The organism is Bradyrhizobium sp. (genome assembly GCF_022844465.1).
In the GTDB taxonomy this organism is placed as follows: Bacteria; Pseudomonadota; Alphaproteobacteria; order Rhizobiales; family Xanthobacteraceae; genus Bradyrhizobium.
This window is the reverse complement of sequence record NZ_JALHLP010000003.1, coordinates 228,755-242,969: the sequence shown is the minus strand read 5'-3', so window position 1 is coordinate 242,969 and position 14,215 is coordinate 228,755. Positions and strand designations below refer to the sequence as shown.

Annotated in this window: 13 protein-coding genes and 1 other RNA gene; 12 read left to right on the top strand and 2 right to left on the bottom strand. The window is 64.1% G+C overall.

What is annotated here, in order from left to right; all coding sequences use genetic code 11:
- Positions 1-44 precede the first annotated feature (44 nt).
- Positions 45-402, bottom strand: a transfer-messenger RNA (tmRNA) gene (gene ssrA / locus Q0D31_RS09280).
- 247 nt (positions 403-649) lie between these two features.
- On the opposite strand from ssrA, the gene Q0D31_RS09275 reads away from it, so the two are divergent.
- From Q0D31_RS09275 to Q0D31_RS09230, 10 genes are all read left to right on the top strand, one after another.
- Positions 650-1,150 carry a tripartite tricarboxylate transporter TctB family protein gene (locus Q0D31_RS09275; protein WP_291849182.1) on the top strand — a complete coding sequence of 167 codons (501 nt, stop codon included), beginning with the start codon at positions 650-652 and terminating at the stop codon, positions 1,148-1,150.
- Between the two features lie 7 nt (positions 1,151-1,157).
- Entirely contained in the window at positions 1,158-2,723 is a 1,566-nt protein-coding gene (locus Q0D31_RS09270; RefSeq protein ID WP_291848805.1) for a tripartite tricarboxylate transporter permease, read from the top strand.
- 123 nt (positions 2,724-2,846) lie between these two features.
- Positions 2,847-3,833, top strand: a complete 987-nt coding sequence (locus tag Q0D31_RS09265; RefSeq protein ID WP_291848802.1) for a tripartite tricarboxylate transporter substrate binding protein BugD — start codon at positions 2,847-2,849, stop codon at positions 3,831-3,833.
- A gap of 166 nt (positions 3,834-3,999) precedes the next feature.
- Positions 4,000-4,794 carry a thymidylate synthase gene (locus Q0D31_RS09260; protein WP_291848799.1) on the top strand — a complete coding sequence of 265 codons (795 nt, stop codon included), beginning with the start codon at positions 4,000-4,002 and terminating at the stop codon, positions 4,792-4,794.
- A gap of 20 nt (positions 4,795-4,814) precedes the next feature.
- Complete coding sequence (locus Q0D31_RS09255) at positions 4,815-5,300, top strand: GNAT family N-acetyltransferase (RefSeq protein WP_291848796.1); 486 nt, start codon at positions 4,815-4,817, stop codon at positions 5,298-5,300.
- Positions 5,300-5,812: a dihydrofolate reductase gene (locus tag Q0D31_RS09250; protein WP_291848793.1), complete on the top strand. Its 513-nt coding sequence runs from the start codon at positions 5,300-5,302 to the stop codon at positions 5,810-5,812. Before Q0D31_RS09255 ends, Q0D31_RS09250 begins: the two co-directional genes overlap by 1 nt.
- 169 nt (positions 5,813-5,981) lie before the next feature.
- Positions 5,982-7,121, top strand: coding sequence for an FtsH protease activity modulator HflK (hflK, locus tag Q0D31_RS09245; protein WP_291848790.1), 1,140 nt, complete (start codon positions 5,982-5,984; stop codon positions 7,119-7,121).
- Positions 7,118-8,014 (top strand): protease modulator HflC, encoded by an 897-nt coding sequence (locus Q0D31_RS09240; protein ID WP_291848787.1) that lies wholly within the window; start codon positions 7,118-7,120, stop codon positions 8,012-8,014. Before hflK ends, Q0D31_RS09240 begins: the two co-directional genes overlap by 4 nt.
- 87 nt (positions 8,015-8,101) lie before the next feature.
- Positions 8,102-8,302: a DUF2065 domain-containing protein gene (locus Q0D31_RS09235; RefSeq protein WP_291848784.1), complete on the top strand. Its 201-nt coding sequence runs from the start codon at positions 8,102-8,104 to the stop codon at positions 8,300-8,302.
- Between the two features lie 232 nt (positions 8,303-8,534).
- Positions 8,535-10,043 (top strand): Do family serine endopeptidase, encoded by a 1,509-nt coding sequence (locus Q0D31_RS09230; protein WP_291848781.1) that lies wholly within the window; start codon positions 8,535-8,537, stop codon positions 10,041-10,043.
- Between the two features lie 116 nt (positions 10,044-10,159).
- On the opposite strand, the gene serB is transcribed toward Q0D31_RS09230, so the two are convergent.
- Entirely contained in the window at positions 10,160-11,053 is an 894-nt protein-coding gene (serB, locus tag Q0D31_RS09225; protein ID WP_291848778.1) for a phosphoserine phosphatase SerB, read from the bottom strand.
- On the opposite strand from serB, the gene miaA reads away from it, so the two are divergent.
- Together miaA and Q0D31_RS09215 are read left to right on the top strand one after the other, a co-directional pair.
- Entirely contained in the window at positions 11,052-11,990 is a 939-nt protein-coding gene (gene miaA, locus Q0D31_RS09220) for a tRNA (adenosine(37)-N6)-dimethylallyltransferase MiaA (RefSeq protein ID WP_291849179.1), read from the top strand. The genes serB and miaA overlap by 2 nt on opposite strands.
- A gap of 390 nt (positions 11,991-12,380) precedes the next feature.
- Positions 12,381-14,156 (top strand): acetolactate synthase 3 large subunit, encoded by a 1,776-nt coding sequence (locus Q0D31_RS09215; RefSeq protein WP_291848775.1) that lies wholly within the window; start codon positions 12,381-12,383, stop codon positions 14,154-14,156.
- Positions 14,157-14,215: the final 59 nt, after the last annotated feature.

Genomic DNA, 14,215 nt, shown 5'->3' with positions numbered 1-14,215 from the left:
GCGGCGGAAACCCGCCGCCGGGGCGGCCAAAGGCAAAAGAATGAGGTGGAGGCTTCTGTTGCCAGGTGCCTCCGGACCCCGCCTGACGGAGCTTAACCCGTCAGGACTTCAGACTTGGTCTTTCAGACTGCGTTACGCAGCCTGAGCAACCGGAGCATAGTTGTCGTTTGCAACTATTGCATAGCCCGATAACGGCGGAACCATACCGGGAAAAAACGCGCCCTTTACGCCCTCGTCGATCCTGGTTCGCCCCCGCCGAAGCCCGCCCGCGATTGGTGGGCTTCGGTGGAGGCGCCGGGTACTGCCCCCGGGTCCGAATGGTTTATTGCGACGGTCATTTATTTCCATAGCCGGCGAACCGGCATCCCCAATATAGGGCTAAATCCGGGAGAAAAACAGGGGCCGTCCGGGGACGGCATCCGGGCTGGCAATGCTGGCAGGCGGCAGCCGCGTCGCAAGGCGTGGCGGCCCTACCTCGGCCTTGCGGCGTATCCAGCCTTGGCGCGGGCCTAAAGCTCCGGGCGTTGCGGGCCGACCGCGGCTTGGGTTTTGCTGGCGTTATGTGAGAAAAATGCTAGGCAGTGACAGGGACAAGTATCCGGGTGATCCAAACAACGGGCAAGAAGCCCGGCTTTGGGGGGAGAGAGACATGAACGCTACGCCGGGCCATTCGCCGGTCAAATCTATCATGCCGAGATGGGTTCGCGGCCCGCAGGATTTTGTTGGCGGAATCGCCTTGATGGCGATTGCCCTGTTCGCGCTTTGGGCGTCGAGCGATCTACAGGGAATGCGCGGGTTTTCGTTCGGCGCCGGCACGGCGCCGCGGATGTTCGCGTTTCTGCTGCTGGGACTGGGCGCCGCCGTCACCGTTGTCGGGGTTTTGACCGAAGGGGCCCACCTCGCCAAGTATCACTGGCGCGGTCCATTGTTTGTGACGCTCGCGATCCTGACGTTTGCCGTCACCATCCGGCCGATGGGAATGATCTTTGCCGCCATGACGAGCTTCATGATCGCTGCCTGCGGAACACCGGAGACACGGTGGACGGAGACGTTCATCGTCGGCGTCTGTCTGACCACGTTTTGCAGCCTTTTGTTTCCTTACGCGCTCGGCCTGCCATTGCAGCTCCTGCCGTCTTTCTTGATCCGCTGAGGGCACGATGGGCGATCTCTTTTCAAATCTTGGGCTTGGCTTCGGCGTCGTTTTCCAGCTCGTGCAGTGGAGCCCCGCCTTTCTTGGCGGCGCTTCCATCCCGATCCCGGTAAACATCCTGCTGTGCCTGATCGGTGCGCTGGTCGGAACACTGGTCGGCGTGCTGCCGGGAATCGGCACGATCGCCACTGTCGCCATGCTGCTGCCGATCACCTTCGGCCTGCCGCCGGTGGGCGCGCTGATCATGCTGGCCGGCATCTATTACGGTGCGCAGTATGGCGGCTCGACCACCTCGATCCTGGTCAATATTCCCGGTGAGGCCGGCTCGGTCGTCACTGCGCTCGACGGCTTTCAGATGGCTAAGCAAGGTCGCGCAGGACCGGCGCTGGCGATCGCCGCGATCGGGTCGTTCTTTGCCGGCTGCGTCGCGACGGTCTTGATTGCCGTGCTCGGCGCGCCGCTCACCAAGCTCGCACTGGCGTTCGGGCCTGCCGAGTATTTCTCGCTGATGGTGCTCGGACTGATCTTTGCGGTGGTTCTGGCGAAAGGGTCAGTGCTGAAGGCGATCGCAATGATCGTGTTCGGGCTGCTTTTGTCCATGGTGGGATCCGACATCGAAACCGGCGCGTCGCGCATGGCTTTCAACATTCCCGAACTGGCTGATGGCCTCGGCTTCGCAACGGTGGCGATGGGCCTGTTCGGTTTTGCGGAGATCATCCGCAACCTCGATGCCGGCGGCGAAACCGATCGCAAACTGGTTCAGGAAAAAGTCTCGGGGCTGATGCCGACGGTGAGGGATCTCAAGGATTCGACCCCCGCCATCTTGCGCGGCACTGCGCTTGGATCGATCCTCGGCATCCTGCCGGGCGGCGGCGCCGTGATCGCATCTTTCGCGGCCTACACGCTCGAAAAGAAGATATCGAAGAATCCGTCGCGTTTTGGCCGCGGCGCGATCGAAGGCGTGGCGGCGCCCGAAAGCGCCAACAACGCCGCGGCGCAGACCTCGTTCATTCCGCTGTTGACGCTCGGCATTCCTCCCAACGCCGTGATGGCGCTGATGGTCGGTGCGATGACCATCCACGGCATCGTGCCGGGCCCCCAGGTGATGCAGAAGCAGCCGGAACTGGTGTGGGGCATGATCGCCTCGATGTGGGTCGGCAATCTGATGCTGCTGATCATCAACCTGCCGCTGGTGGGGATCTGGGTACGGCTGTTGCGGGTGCCCTATCGCCTGATGTTTCCGGCAATCGTGGTTTTTTGTTGCATCGGCATCTATTCGGTGAACAACGCCCCGACGGACGTCATGCTCGCCGGCGGATTCGGGCTGCTCGGCTATTGGCTGATCAAGCACGATTTCGAGCCGGCGCCATTGCTGCTCGGGATGGTGCTGGGACCGCTGATGGAGGAGAACCTGCGCCGGGCGCTGTTGATCTCGCGCGGCGACTGGAGCGTGTTCCTGACGCGGCCGCTTTCGGCGGTGCTGATGGTTCTCGCCGCCGCACTGCTCGTGCTGGCGATCCTGCCCTCGCTGCGCAAGAAACGGGACGAGGTGTTTGTTGAGTCGGAAAACTGACCTGCGACGGTGCGTCACAGTCCGAAGGTCTGATCGACCCTGGGTTGGCTGATGTGCCAAGAACCAGGCCATGAAAAGAACGGCCGGCAGGTCCGGCATCACAACGAACTTTGGGAGATCAAGATGAAGCGTTATGGTCGCTCAGTCGCGGGCGGATTTCTGGCGGCGCTGGCCGTTTTGGGCTTGCCGTCTTCGCAGGCGCAGGCCCAAGCCTATCCGACGCGCAGCATCACCATGATCGTGCCGTTTGCGGCGGGCGGTCCGACCGATGTCATCTCGCGCATCGTCACCGGCCATATGGCGCAAACGCTCGGCCAGACCATCATTATCGAGAATGTGGTCGGCGCCGGCGGCACCACCGCCACGACGCGCGCCTCGCGCGCCGCCAATGACGGCTACACGCTGATAACAGGGCATATGGGCACCCACGCCGCTTCCGTGCCGCTTTATCCCAATCTGGCCTACCACCCGGAGAAGAATTTCGAGCCGGTCGCCTTGCTGGCGGGAACCCCGATCCTGATCCTGGCGCGCAAGGATTTCCCGCCAAAGGACCTCAAGGAATTCGTTGCGTATGTGAAGACCAACGAAGCCAAGGTCAACGCGGCGCACGCCGGCGTCGGCTCGGTTTCGAACGTGTCGTGCGAGTTGCTGAACTCAATTCTGGGCATCAAGCCGACCGGCGTTCCCTTCAACGGCACCGGGCCGGCGATGAACGCCCTTGTCGGCGGTCAGGTCGATTACATGTGCGACCAGATCGTCAACGCCGTCCCGCAGATCAACGGCGGCACGATCAAGGCCTATGCCATCGCGACGCCCCAGCGCAATCCGTCCTTGCCAAACGTCCCGACCACGGCCGAGGCCGGCCTGCCGGCCTTCCAGGCCCAGGCGTGGAACGCGATTTTTGCACCCAAGGGAACACCGCCGGCCGTTGTCGCCCGCTTGAACGAGGCGGTCGTCAAGGCGCTCGATGACGAGGGCGTGCGCAAGCGGCTGCTGGATCTCGGCAGCGTCATCCCCGCGGCCGCCGAGCGTACCCCCGCAGCGCTGGGCGCGCTGGTGAACAAGGAAATCGCCAAGTGGACGCCGGTGCTGAAACCGGTCCAAAATTAGCCAACATAATCCTGACATCGGGCGAGGGGCGGGACCCAGGTTCCGCCCCTTGTCGTTTGGCGGTGGAACGTTCCTTTTTCCGGGTATAATGGCATGAAGGTGCCGAATCGGCGGCGCCGGCGCCGGCCGCTAAAATCGCGCTCCCGAAGCCCCCGAACCACAGACCATGAACCAGTACCACGATCTGCTCGAACGAATCCTCAGCGACGGCGCGGAGAAGCAGGACCGCACCGGCACCGGAACGCTGTCGATCTTCGGTCACCAGATGCGCTTCAATTTGTCGGCCGGCTTTCCGATGCTGACCACCAAGCGGCTGCCGCTGAAGGCGATCGTGCATGAATTGCTGTGGTTTCTCGCCGGCGACACCAATATCAAATATCTGAAGGACAACGGGGTTTCGATCTGGGACGAATGGGCCGACGCCAATGGCGATCTCGGCCCGGTCTACGGATCGCAGTGGCGCTCATGGCCGGCGCCGGACGGGCGCAGCATCGATCAGATATCCAACGTCATCGACATGATCAGGCGCAACCCGGATTCGCGGCGGCTGATCGTCAGCGCGTGGAATCCGGCCGACGTCGACAAAATGGCGCTGCCGCCGTGCCACTGCCTGTTTCAGTTCTATGTCGCCAACGGCAAATTGTCCTGCCAGCTCTACCAGCGCTCGGCCGACGTCTTCCTCGGCGTGCCCTTCAACATCGCTTCCTACGCATTGCTGACGATGATGGTGGCGCAGGTGACGGGCCTGAAACCCGGCGACTTCGTGCACTCGCTCGGGGATGCGCACCTCTACGTCAACCATCTCGAACAGGCGCGGCTGCAACTGACGCGGCCGACCCGCCCGCTGCCGGTCATGAAAATCAACCCTGACGTCAGGGATATTTTCGGATTCCGCTACGAGGATTTCGCGCTTGAGGGCTACGAGCCGCATCCGCATATCAAGGCCGAGGTGGCGGTATGAGCCGCGGCGCGAGCGACTGAATGACCTTGCTGATCCGCCGCGCGCGCAAGGGTGAAGCCGGACTTGTCCTTTCGCTGGTTCGCGAACTCGCCGAGTACGAAAAGCTTTCGCACGAAGTGCGCGCGACCGAATCCGATCTGGACGCGGCGCTGTTTTGCGGCGCCCCGCGGCTGTTCTGCGAGATCGCCGAGTTCAGCGGCCAGGTGGCCGGCTTCGCGGTCTGGTTCGTCAACTTCTCGACGTTCAGCGGCCAGCACGGGATCTATCTGGAAGACCTGTTCGTCCGCCCGACGCTGCGCGGCAAGGGTATCGGCAAGGCGTTGCTGGCGCATCTCGCCAGGGAATGTGTGGCGAACGGCTGGCCCCGCCTGCAATGGTCGGTGCTGGACTGGAACACGCCGTCGATTGAATTCTACAAATCGCTCGGCGCGGTCCCGGTGCAGGAGTGGACGGTTTTCCGTGTCGGCGGTCCGGCGCTGGCGGCATTGGCGCAGGGAGCGCGCTAGTGGAAATCGTCCTCATCTTCGCGGTTGCCGAGAATGGCGTCATCGGTGCCGACGGCGCCATGCCGTGGCGACTCAAATCCGACCTGGCGCGATTGAAGGCGATGACCATGGGCAAGCCGGTGGTGATGGGCCGCAAGACCTTCGCCTCGATCGGCCGGCCGCTCCCGGGACGGACCAATGTCGTAGTGACGCGCGACAAGGGCTTTCGTGCCGACGGCGTCGTGGTGACGCATTCGCTTGCGGACGGCATGGCGGTCGCCTTGGGGGACGCTCTGCGGCGTTTCGCCACTGAGATCGCGGTCATCGGCGGTGCCGAAATCTACGCGCAGTCGATGGATCGCGCCGATCGCCTGGAAGTGACCGAGGTGCATGCCAAGCCCGAAGGCGATACGCTTCTGGCCGCAATCGATGCAACTCGCTGGGAAGAGGCGGCGCGGGTGCGGAATCAGGCCGGTCCCGGCGATAGCGCCGACTTCTCCTATGTGACATATCGCCGGCGCCAGCCGCGTTAACCGCGCTCGCCAATGTTTACATTGACAAATTCGGCGTCAAGCATAGCTGCTTCGAGCGGGAAGCTTGCGTTGTAAGGCCCCCGGCGGTCCCCTATAAAGCCGGGCGGATAGGCGAGGTCGGGCATTCTGCCCAACAGGCGGACCCGGGCTTCGCGAAGGAGAGTTTTTCATGCCGTGGAAGAATCAAGGCGGGGGCCCGTGGGGCTCGGGTCCCAAGGGACCGTGGGGCTCGGGTCCGCAGTCGGCCGGGCCAAGGCCGCCGGATCTCGAGGACCTTCTGCGGCGCGGCCAGGACCGGCTGCAGCAGCTGCTGCCGGGCGGTCATTTCAGCGCCATGGGCGTCGCACTGGTCTTGATCGGCGCGATGGCGATCTGGGGATTGTCGGGCTTCTTCCGCGTGCAGTCGGAAGAACTCGGAGTCGTGCTGCGCTTCGGCAAACATGTGCGCACCGTACAGCCGGGCCTCAACTATCATCTGCCCTATCCGATCGAAACCGTTCTGCTGCCGAAGGCGCTGCGCGTCTCCACCATCTCGATCGGCATGACGCTGACCGAAGATCCGGGGCGGCGCGGCCGCACCATGCGGGACGTGCCGGAAGAAAGCCTGATGCTGACCGGCGACGAAAACATCGTCGACGTTGACTTCACCGTGCTGTGGCGGATCAAGCCCGACGGCGTCGGCAATTATCTCTTCAACATCCAGAACCCCGAAGGCACCGTGAAGGCCGTGGCCGAAAGCGCGATGCGCGAGATGATCGGCCGCTCCAACATCCAGCCGATTCTCACCGGCGCCCGCACCACGACCGAAGCAGGCGTGCAGGAACTGATGCAGAAGACGCTGGATGGCTACGGAGCCGGTGTCCAGATCACTCAGGTCCAGATGCAGAAGGTCGATCCGCCGGCGCAAGTGATCGACGCGTTTCGCGACGTTCAGGCTGCGCGCGCCGACTTCGAGCGCTTGCAGAACGAGGCGCAGACCTATGCCAACCGCGTCATTCCCGACGCCCGCGGACGCGCCGCGCAGATATTGCAGGTCGCCGAAGGCTACAAGGAGCAGGCGGTCGCCGAGGCCAAGGGTCAGAGTTCGCGCTTTCAGAAAGTCTACGACGAGTACAGGAAGGCGCCCGACGTGACGCGACAACGAATTTATCTGGAAACGATGGAGCGGATCCTCGGCGGGGCCGAGAAGCTGGTCTATGACGGTGGCAATTCCGCGCAGAGCATCGTGCCTTATCTGCCGCTCAGTGAATTGACGCCGCGGCGTCCGCCGGCGCCGCCTGCCGCCAGCCAGCAGGGAGGCAACCGATGAAATCCCCCGTTACAGGCGTTGTCGCCCTGATCCTGCTGTTTGTCGTCATCATCGTCGGCTACAGCTCGGTCTTCACGGTCGCGCAGACCGAACAGGTGCTGGTGGTGCGGCTCGGCGAGCCCGTGCGCGTCGTCACCGAACCCGGCCTCAACTTCAAGGCGCCGTTCATCGACACCGTGATCTCGATCGACAAGCGCATCCTCGACCTTGAAAATCCGTCCCAGGAAGTGATCGCCTCGGACCAGAAGCGGCTGGTGGTGGACGCCTTCGCCCGCTATCGCATCAAGAACGCGCTGCGGTTCTATCAGAGCGTCGGCTCGATCCCGGCGGCCAACCTCCAGCTTACCACGCTGCTCAACGCGTCGTTGCGCCGGGTGCTGGGCGGGGCGACGTTTATCAATGTGGTGCGTGACGAACGCGAACTCCTGATGGCGCGCATCCGCGAGCAACTCGACAAGGAGGCTGACCAATACGGTATCGAGCTGGTGGACGTGCGTATCCGCCGCGCCGATCTGCCGGAAGCCAACAGCCAGGCGGTTTACCAGCGGATGCAGACCGAGCGGCAGCGCGAGGCCGCCGAGTTCCGCGCCCAGGGCGGCCAGAAGGCGCAGGAGATCCGTTCCAGGGCCGACCGCGAGGCGACCGTCATCATCGCCGAGGCCAATTCGACCGCCGACCAGACGCGCGGCGTCGGCGACGCGGAACGCAACCGGCTGTTTGCCGAGGCCTATGGGCGGGATCCGGATTTCTTCGCCTTCTACCGTTCCATGGCCGCCTATGAAACCGGACTGCGCTCCAACGACACCCGTTTCCTGTTGCGCCCGGATTCCGAGTTCTTCCGCTTCTTCGCCAATCCGTCCGGCCGTCCGCTGACGGCCGCGCCGAAGCCCTAAAGACTACGGCCGGACATGTCAGTGGAGCGAAGCGGTTGTCCGCTTCGCTGAAATAAAAAAAGCTCGGTTAGCGGGGGAAGTCATCCGATGAGGTCCATTGCGTTCGCCGACTTCCTCATCGGCCTGGGTATCCTCTTCGTGCTGGAAGGCCTGATGTTCGCAGCGAGCCCGGCCTGGATGCGCCGGGCCATGAAGAGCGCCTTGGCAACGCCGGACAACATCCTGCGGATCGTCGGCATCGCCTCGGCGGTCGTGGGCTTGCTCTTGATCTGGTTCGTCCGGCGCTAGGCATTCACCGTCATTCCGGGATGTTCCGAAGGACAAGACCCTGAAGAGATTCGGCTCGCTAGGCGCCCGGAACGCCGGCGATCGAAACCCCCGCAATGGGCTGTCGTGAAAACGAAATCGTGAGCCGTCGCCGGTCGGTTTTTCGCCGAATTGACCGGCCCAAATGCTTGCGCCTCGGACCCGTTCGGGCGCACTGTGGGCCCGTTCCGATATCCCTTGGAGACACCCTGACATGACCGGTGCCAGACCCGCCTTGACCCGTCGCCTGCGCCTGATGGGGATTGCCATCTCGCTCGGGGCAGCCAGCTTTCTGGTTGCGACGCCCGTCAGCGCGCGCGGGCCTGATGGCATCGCCGACATCGCCGAGAAGGTGATCGATTCCGTTGTCAACATTTCCACCTCGCAGAACGTCGAGGCCAAGGGCGGCGGTAACCGGGAAGCAATGCCTCAATTGCCGCCGGGCTCGCCGTTCGAAGAGTTCTTCGACGACTTCTTCAAGAACCGGCGTGGCGGATCTCCCAAGGGGGGCGACAGGGGCGGGGAGATGCAGCCGCGCAAGACCAATTCGCTTGGCTCCGGCTTCATCATCGACGCCGCAGGCGTCGTCGTCACCAACAATCACGTCATCGCCGATGCCGACGAAATCAACGTGATCATGAACGACGGCACCAAGATCAAGGCCGAGCTGGTCGGCGTCGACAAGAAGACCGATATCGCGGTCCTGAAGTTCAAGCCGGTGAAGCAGTTGACCGCGGTGAAGTTCGGCGATTCCGACAAGCTGCGGCTCGGCGAATGGGTGATCGCGATCGGCAATCCGTTCAGCCTCGGTGGGTCGGTCACCGCCGGCATTGTGTCGGCGCGCAACCGCGACATCAGCCAAGGGCCCTACGACAGCTACATCCAGACCGACGCGTCGATCAATCGCGGCAATTCCGGCGGGCCGCTGTTCAACCTCGAAGGCGAAGTGGTCGGCGTCAACACGCTGATCATCTCGCCGACCGGCGGCTCGATCGGCCTCGGTTTCGCGGTGCCGTCGAAGACGGCGGCCGGCGTGGTCGACCAGCTCCGACAGTTCGGCGAATTGCGCCGCGGCTGGCTCGGCGTTCGAATTCAGCCGGTCACCGAGGAAATCGCCGAAAGCCTCAACATCAAGCCTGCCCGCGGCGCACTGGTCGCCGGCATCGACGACAAGGGGCCGGCGAAGCCGGCCGGCATCGAACCCGGCGACGTCGTCGTCAGGTTCGACGGCAAGGACGTCAAGGACCCCAAGGATCTCTCGCGGGTGGTGGCCGACACTGCGGTCGGCAAGGAAGTCGACGTCGTGATCATCCGCAAAGGCAAGGAAGAGACCCGCAAGGTTACCCTCGGCCGTCTCGAGGACAATGAAAAGGCGCAGCAGGCGTCCGCCAAGGCCAAGGAAGAACCGGCCGAGAAGCTGGTGACGCAAAAGGCGCTCGGCCTCGATCTCGCCGCGCTCAGCAAGGATTTGCGCAGCAAGTACAAGATCAAGGACAGCGTCAGGGGCGTCGTCATCACCGGCGTCGACAACGCCTCCGATGCCGCCGAAAAGCGGCTGTCGGCGGGCGACGTCATCGTCGAGGTGGCGCAGGAGGCGGTCGGCAGCGCCGCCGACATCAAGAAGCGGGTCGATCAGCTCAAGAAGGACGGCAAGAAGTCGGTGCTGCTGATGGTCGCCAACGGCGAAGGCGAGTTGCGCTTCGTGGCGTTGAGCGTGCAATAGCGGCCGGTCATACTCCGCGAGAGCGGAGTACCCAGTACGCCGCGGCCCTTCGGTTCCATCGCTGATGGCTCTGGAATATTGGATCACCCGCTTTCGCGGGTGATGACATTTGGATGCTATCCTCCAACGAATTCCTCGCGCCGGTAACCCTGCGCATACAATAGCGCGGTGAGGTCGCCGTGGTCGATCCGCGCCGCCGCCGCTGCCGCCACCGCGGGCTTGGCGTGGTAGGCGACGCCGAGGCCCGCCGCCTCGATCATGCCGAGATCGTTGGCGCCGTCGCCGGTCACCAGCGTGTCGATCGCGTCGAGATCGAAGGAGTCGCGAAGCTCGATCAGGGTGGCGAGTTTGGCGGCGCGACCCAGGATCGGCTCGGTGACTTCGCCGGTGAGTTTGCCGTTGCGAAGCTTCAATTCGTTGGCGCGGTTTTCCTGGAAGCCGATGCGGGCGGCGACCGCGTTGGTGAACAACGTGAAGCCGCCCGAGATCAGACAGGTCCAGGCGCCGTTGGCGCGCATGGTCGAAACCAGCTCGCGGCCGCCCGGCGTCGGCGTGATGCGGCTGGCGAGCACCTCGTCGACGACGCTGACCGGCATGTCCTTCAGCAGCGCCACCCGCTCACGCAGCGCCGGCTCGAACTCGATCTCGCCGCGCATCGCGCGCTCGGTGATGGCCGCGACATGCGCCTTCAGCCCGGCGAAGTCGGCCAACTCGTCGATGCATTCCTGGCCGATCATGGTGGAATCCATGTCTGCCAGAAAAAGCTTCTTGCGCCGGGCCGCTTCAGGCTGCACCACAATGTCGATCGGCAGGTCGCCGCGCACCTGTTGCAGGCGAGCTTCGATGGCCTTGACGTTCTCCTGGCTCGCGAAGGGAATGTCGACCGCGACCTCGTCGAACAGCCATTGGGCTGCTCCGGGCGAGGGAAGAACGGCGCGCGCGCCCTCGACGATGCTGGCGTCGAGCGCGGGATTGGCCGGATTGCAGATGAGGGTGGCGACGAGGGACATGCAGGCGAGTTCGCTAGTTCCAGGCAAGGCCGTGCTTATCGCAGGGCCGACCGCCAGCGGCAAGTCGGCGCTGGCGCTCGATCTGGCGCAACAGGCCGGCGGCGTCGTCATCAACACCGACTCCATGCAGGTCTATCGCGATCTGCGCGTCATCACCGCGCGACCGACGCCGGCCGAAGAGGCCGCTGTGCCGCATCGGCTCTACGGCCATGTCGATGCGTCGGTCAATTTCTCGGCCGGCGCCTGGGTGACCGACGCCGGTAAGGCGTTGTCGGAGGCGCGGGCAGAACGCCGCCTGCCGATCTTCATCGGCGGCTCCGGCCTCTACTTCAAGACGCTGACGCGCGGTCTTTCGGCGGTGCCGCCGATCCCGCCTGAAGTGCGCGACGCCGTTCGCGCCCGGATGGAACGCGACGGCGTCGAGGCGTTGCATGCCGAACTGGCGCGGCGTGATCCCGTTTCGGCTGAACGCCTGAAGCCGCGCGACCGAACCCGGATTGCGCGCGCGCTTGAGGTCGTGGAGGCCACCGGCCGCGCGCTGCCGGACTGGCATCGGGACGGCCTGCCGCCGCTGCTGCCGCCGGGCGAATTCAGTGCGCTGTTTCTGGCGCCGGAGCGCGATCAGCTCTACGCGCGGATCGATGCGCGGTTCGACGCGATGCTGGATGCGGGCGCGCTGGAGGAGGTCGCCGCGCTGGCCACGCGAAAGCTCGATCCCTTGCTGCCGGCGATGAAGGCCCATGGCGTGCCGGCGCTGATCCGCCATTTGCGCGGCGAGATCACCCGCGATCAGGCGGCTGAGATCGGCCGCGCCGATACCCGCCATTACGCCAAGCGGCAATTCACCTGGTTCCGGCACCAGCTGCCGGAGTTCGAATGGGTGGCGCCGGAGGCGGCAAGGGAGTGGCTGGCCCGAGTCATTCCGGGGCGCTCGTGAAACGAGCCAGCCCGAAATCTCGTGATTCCCAGATGCGCGATTGCGCATCTGAGGTTCGCGCTTCGCGTGCGGGCGTGTTCCGCGCCGCCGGGCTGGAAATGGCAAAATTCCCGCTCGCCGAACGTCAGTAACCCCGCTACACTGGCCAAATCGCGCTGAAAGCGTCCTTCCCTTGACTTCCAGGGATCGGACGGTATAACCCGCGCAACCTTTGAGAAGTATGAGCCCTCGAATGCGTAATATTATTACCAAACTGCTTATCGTCGTCGTACCCAGGCGCACCGCCGGGGGTGGCTGAAGCCATCCCGAATTCGGGCGGTGCGCATGGGGCCTCTGGGGCCCTTTTTTATTTCCCAAAACGCAAGACCGAAGCCAGCCAAGGAATACGTCATGACCGACAACAGCCACGATCCGAACCAGATGACCGGCGCCGCGATGATCGTGCGCGCGCTCATCGATCATGGCGTCAAGCACCTGTTCGGCTATCCCGGCGGCGCGGTGTTGCCGATCTATGACGAGATTTTCCAGCAGAGCGAGGTCGAGCACATCCTGGTGCGGCACGAGCAGGGCGCCGGCCACGCCGCCGAGGGCTATGCGCGCTCGACCGGCAAGCCCGGCGTGGTGCTGGTGACGTCGGGACCCGGCGCCACCAACATGGTGACGCCTCTGACCGATGCGCTGATGGATTCGATTCCGCTGGTCTGCATCACCGGACAGGTGCCTACGCATCTGATCGGCAATGACGCGTTCCAGGAATGCGACACCGTCGGCATCACCCGTCCCTGCACCAAGCACAACTGGCTGGTGCGCGACGTCAACGATCTCGCCAAGGTGCTGCACGAGGCGTTCTATGTCGCAACATCAGGCCGTCCGGGTCCGGTCGTGGTCGACGTGCCCAAGGACGTGCAGTTTGCGGTCGGCGCCTACCATCCGCCGCGCAAGTCCGACGTACATGTCTCCTACACGCCCCGGCTGAAGGGCGATGCGGCGCAGATCCGCAAGGCGGTGGCGCTGCTGGCGTCCGCCAAGCGCCCGGTGATCTATTCCGGCGGCGGCGTGATCAATTCCGGCCGCGAGGCCTCGAAGCTGCTGCGCGAGCTGGTCGAGGCTACGGGCTTCCCGATCACCTCGACCCTGATGGGCCTCGGCGCCTATCCGGCGACCGGCAAGAACTGGCTCGGCATGCTGGGCATGCACGGCACCTACGAGGCCAACATGGCGATGCATGGTTGCGACGTCATGCTGTGCGTCGGCGCGCGATTCGACGATCGCATCACCGGCCGGATCGACGCGTTCTCGCCAGGCTCGAAGAAGATCCATATCGACATCGATCCGTCCTCGATCAACAAGAACATCCGCGTCGACGTCCCGATCATCGGCGACGCCGCCAACGTGCTCGGGGATATGCTGCAGGTGTTCAAGGCTGAAGCCAGGAAACCCGACATCAGGGCCTGGTGGCAGGAAATTTCAAAGTGGCGCGCGCGCAAATCGCTCTCCTACAAGAAGAGCAACGATGTCATCCTGCCGCAATATGCCATCGAGCGCTTGTTCGCGGCGACGCACGGCCGCGACACCTACATCACGACCGAAGTCGGGCAGCATCAGATGTGGGCGGCGCAGTTCTTCGGCTTCGAGGAACCGCACCGCTGGATGACCTCGGGCGGTCTCGGCACCATGGGCTACGGCCTGCCGGCGGCGCTCGGCGTGCAGGTCGCGCATCGCGACAGCCTGGTGATCGACATCGCCGGCGACGCCTCGGTGCAGATGACGATGCAGGAAATGTCGACCGCGGTTCAGTACGAACTGCCGATCAAGATCTTCATCCTGAACAACCAGTACATGGGCATGGTGCGTCAGTGGCAGCAGCTCCTGCACGGCAACCGGCTGTCGCATTCCTATTCGGAAGCGCTGCCTGATTTCGTCAAGCTCGCGGACGCTTTCGGCTGCGTCGGCCTGCAGGCGATCAAGCCCGGCGATCTCGACGGCGCGATCAAGGAAATGATCAGCGTCAAGCGCCCGGTGCTGTTCGACTGCCGCGTCGCGGCGCTGGAAAACTGCTTCCCGATGATTCCGTCCGGCAAGGCGCACAACGAAATGCTGCTGCCGGTGGAAGCCACCGACGAGGCCACCGCCGCGGCCTTCGCCGGCGGCAAGGCGCTGGTGTGAGGTCGCCAGACACAAGTTCCGCTATCATCGCCCGGCTTGACCGGGCGAGCCAGTACGCC

Excerpts from the sequence above, each read along its gene's own strand:
- Q0D31_RS09275 (WP_291849182.1), top strand. The coding sequence starts at position 650 with ATGAACGCTACGCCGGGCCATTCGCCGGTCAAATCTATCATGCCGAGA.
- Q0D31_RS09270 (WP_291848805.1), top strand. The coding sequence starts at position 1,158 with ATGGGCGATCTCTTTTCAAATCTTGGGCTTGGCTTCGGCGTCGTTTTC.
- Q0D31_RS09265 (WP_291848802.1), top strand. The coding sequence starts at position 2,847 with ATGAAGCGTTATGGTCGCTCAGTCGCGGGCGGATTTCTGGCGGCGCTG.
- Q0D31_RS09260 (WP_291848799.1), top strand. The coding sequence starts at position 4,000 with ATGAACCAGTACCACGATCTGCTCGAACGAATCCTCAGCGACGGCGCG.
- Q0D31_RS09255 (WP_291848796.1), top strand. The coding sequence starts at position 4,815 with ATGACCTTGCTGATCCGCCGCGCGCGCAAGGGTGAAGCCGGACTTGTC.
- hflK (WP_291848790.1), top strand. The coding sequence starts at position 5,982 with ATGCCGTGGAAGAATCAAGGCGGGGGCCCGTGGGGCTCGGGTCCCAAG.
- Q0D31_RS09240 (WP_291848787.1), top strand. The coding sequence starts at position 7,118 with ATGAAATCCCCCGTTACAGGCGTTGTCGCCCTGATCCTGCTGTTTGTC.
- Q0D31_RS09235 (WP_291848784.1), top strand. The coding sequence starts at position 8,102 with ATGAGGTCCATTGCGTTCGCCGACTTCCTCATCGGCCTGGGTATCCTC.
- Q0D31_RS09230 (WP_291848781.1), top strand. The coding sequence starts at position 8,535 with ATGACCGGTGCCAGACCCGCCTTGACCCGTCGCCTGCGCCTGATGGGG.
- miaA (WP_291849179.1), top strand. The coding sequence starts at position 11,052 with ATGCAGGCGAGTTCGCTAGTTCCAGGCAAGGCCGTGCTTATCGCAGGG.
- serB (WP_291848778.1), bottom strand. The coding sequence starts at position 11,053 with ATGTCCCTCGTCGCCACCCTCATCTGCAATCCGGCCAATCCCGCGCTC.
- Q0D31_RS09215 (WP_291848775.1), top strand. The coding sequence starts at position 12,381 with ATGACCGACAACAGCCACGATCCGAACCAGATGACCGGCGCCGCGATG.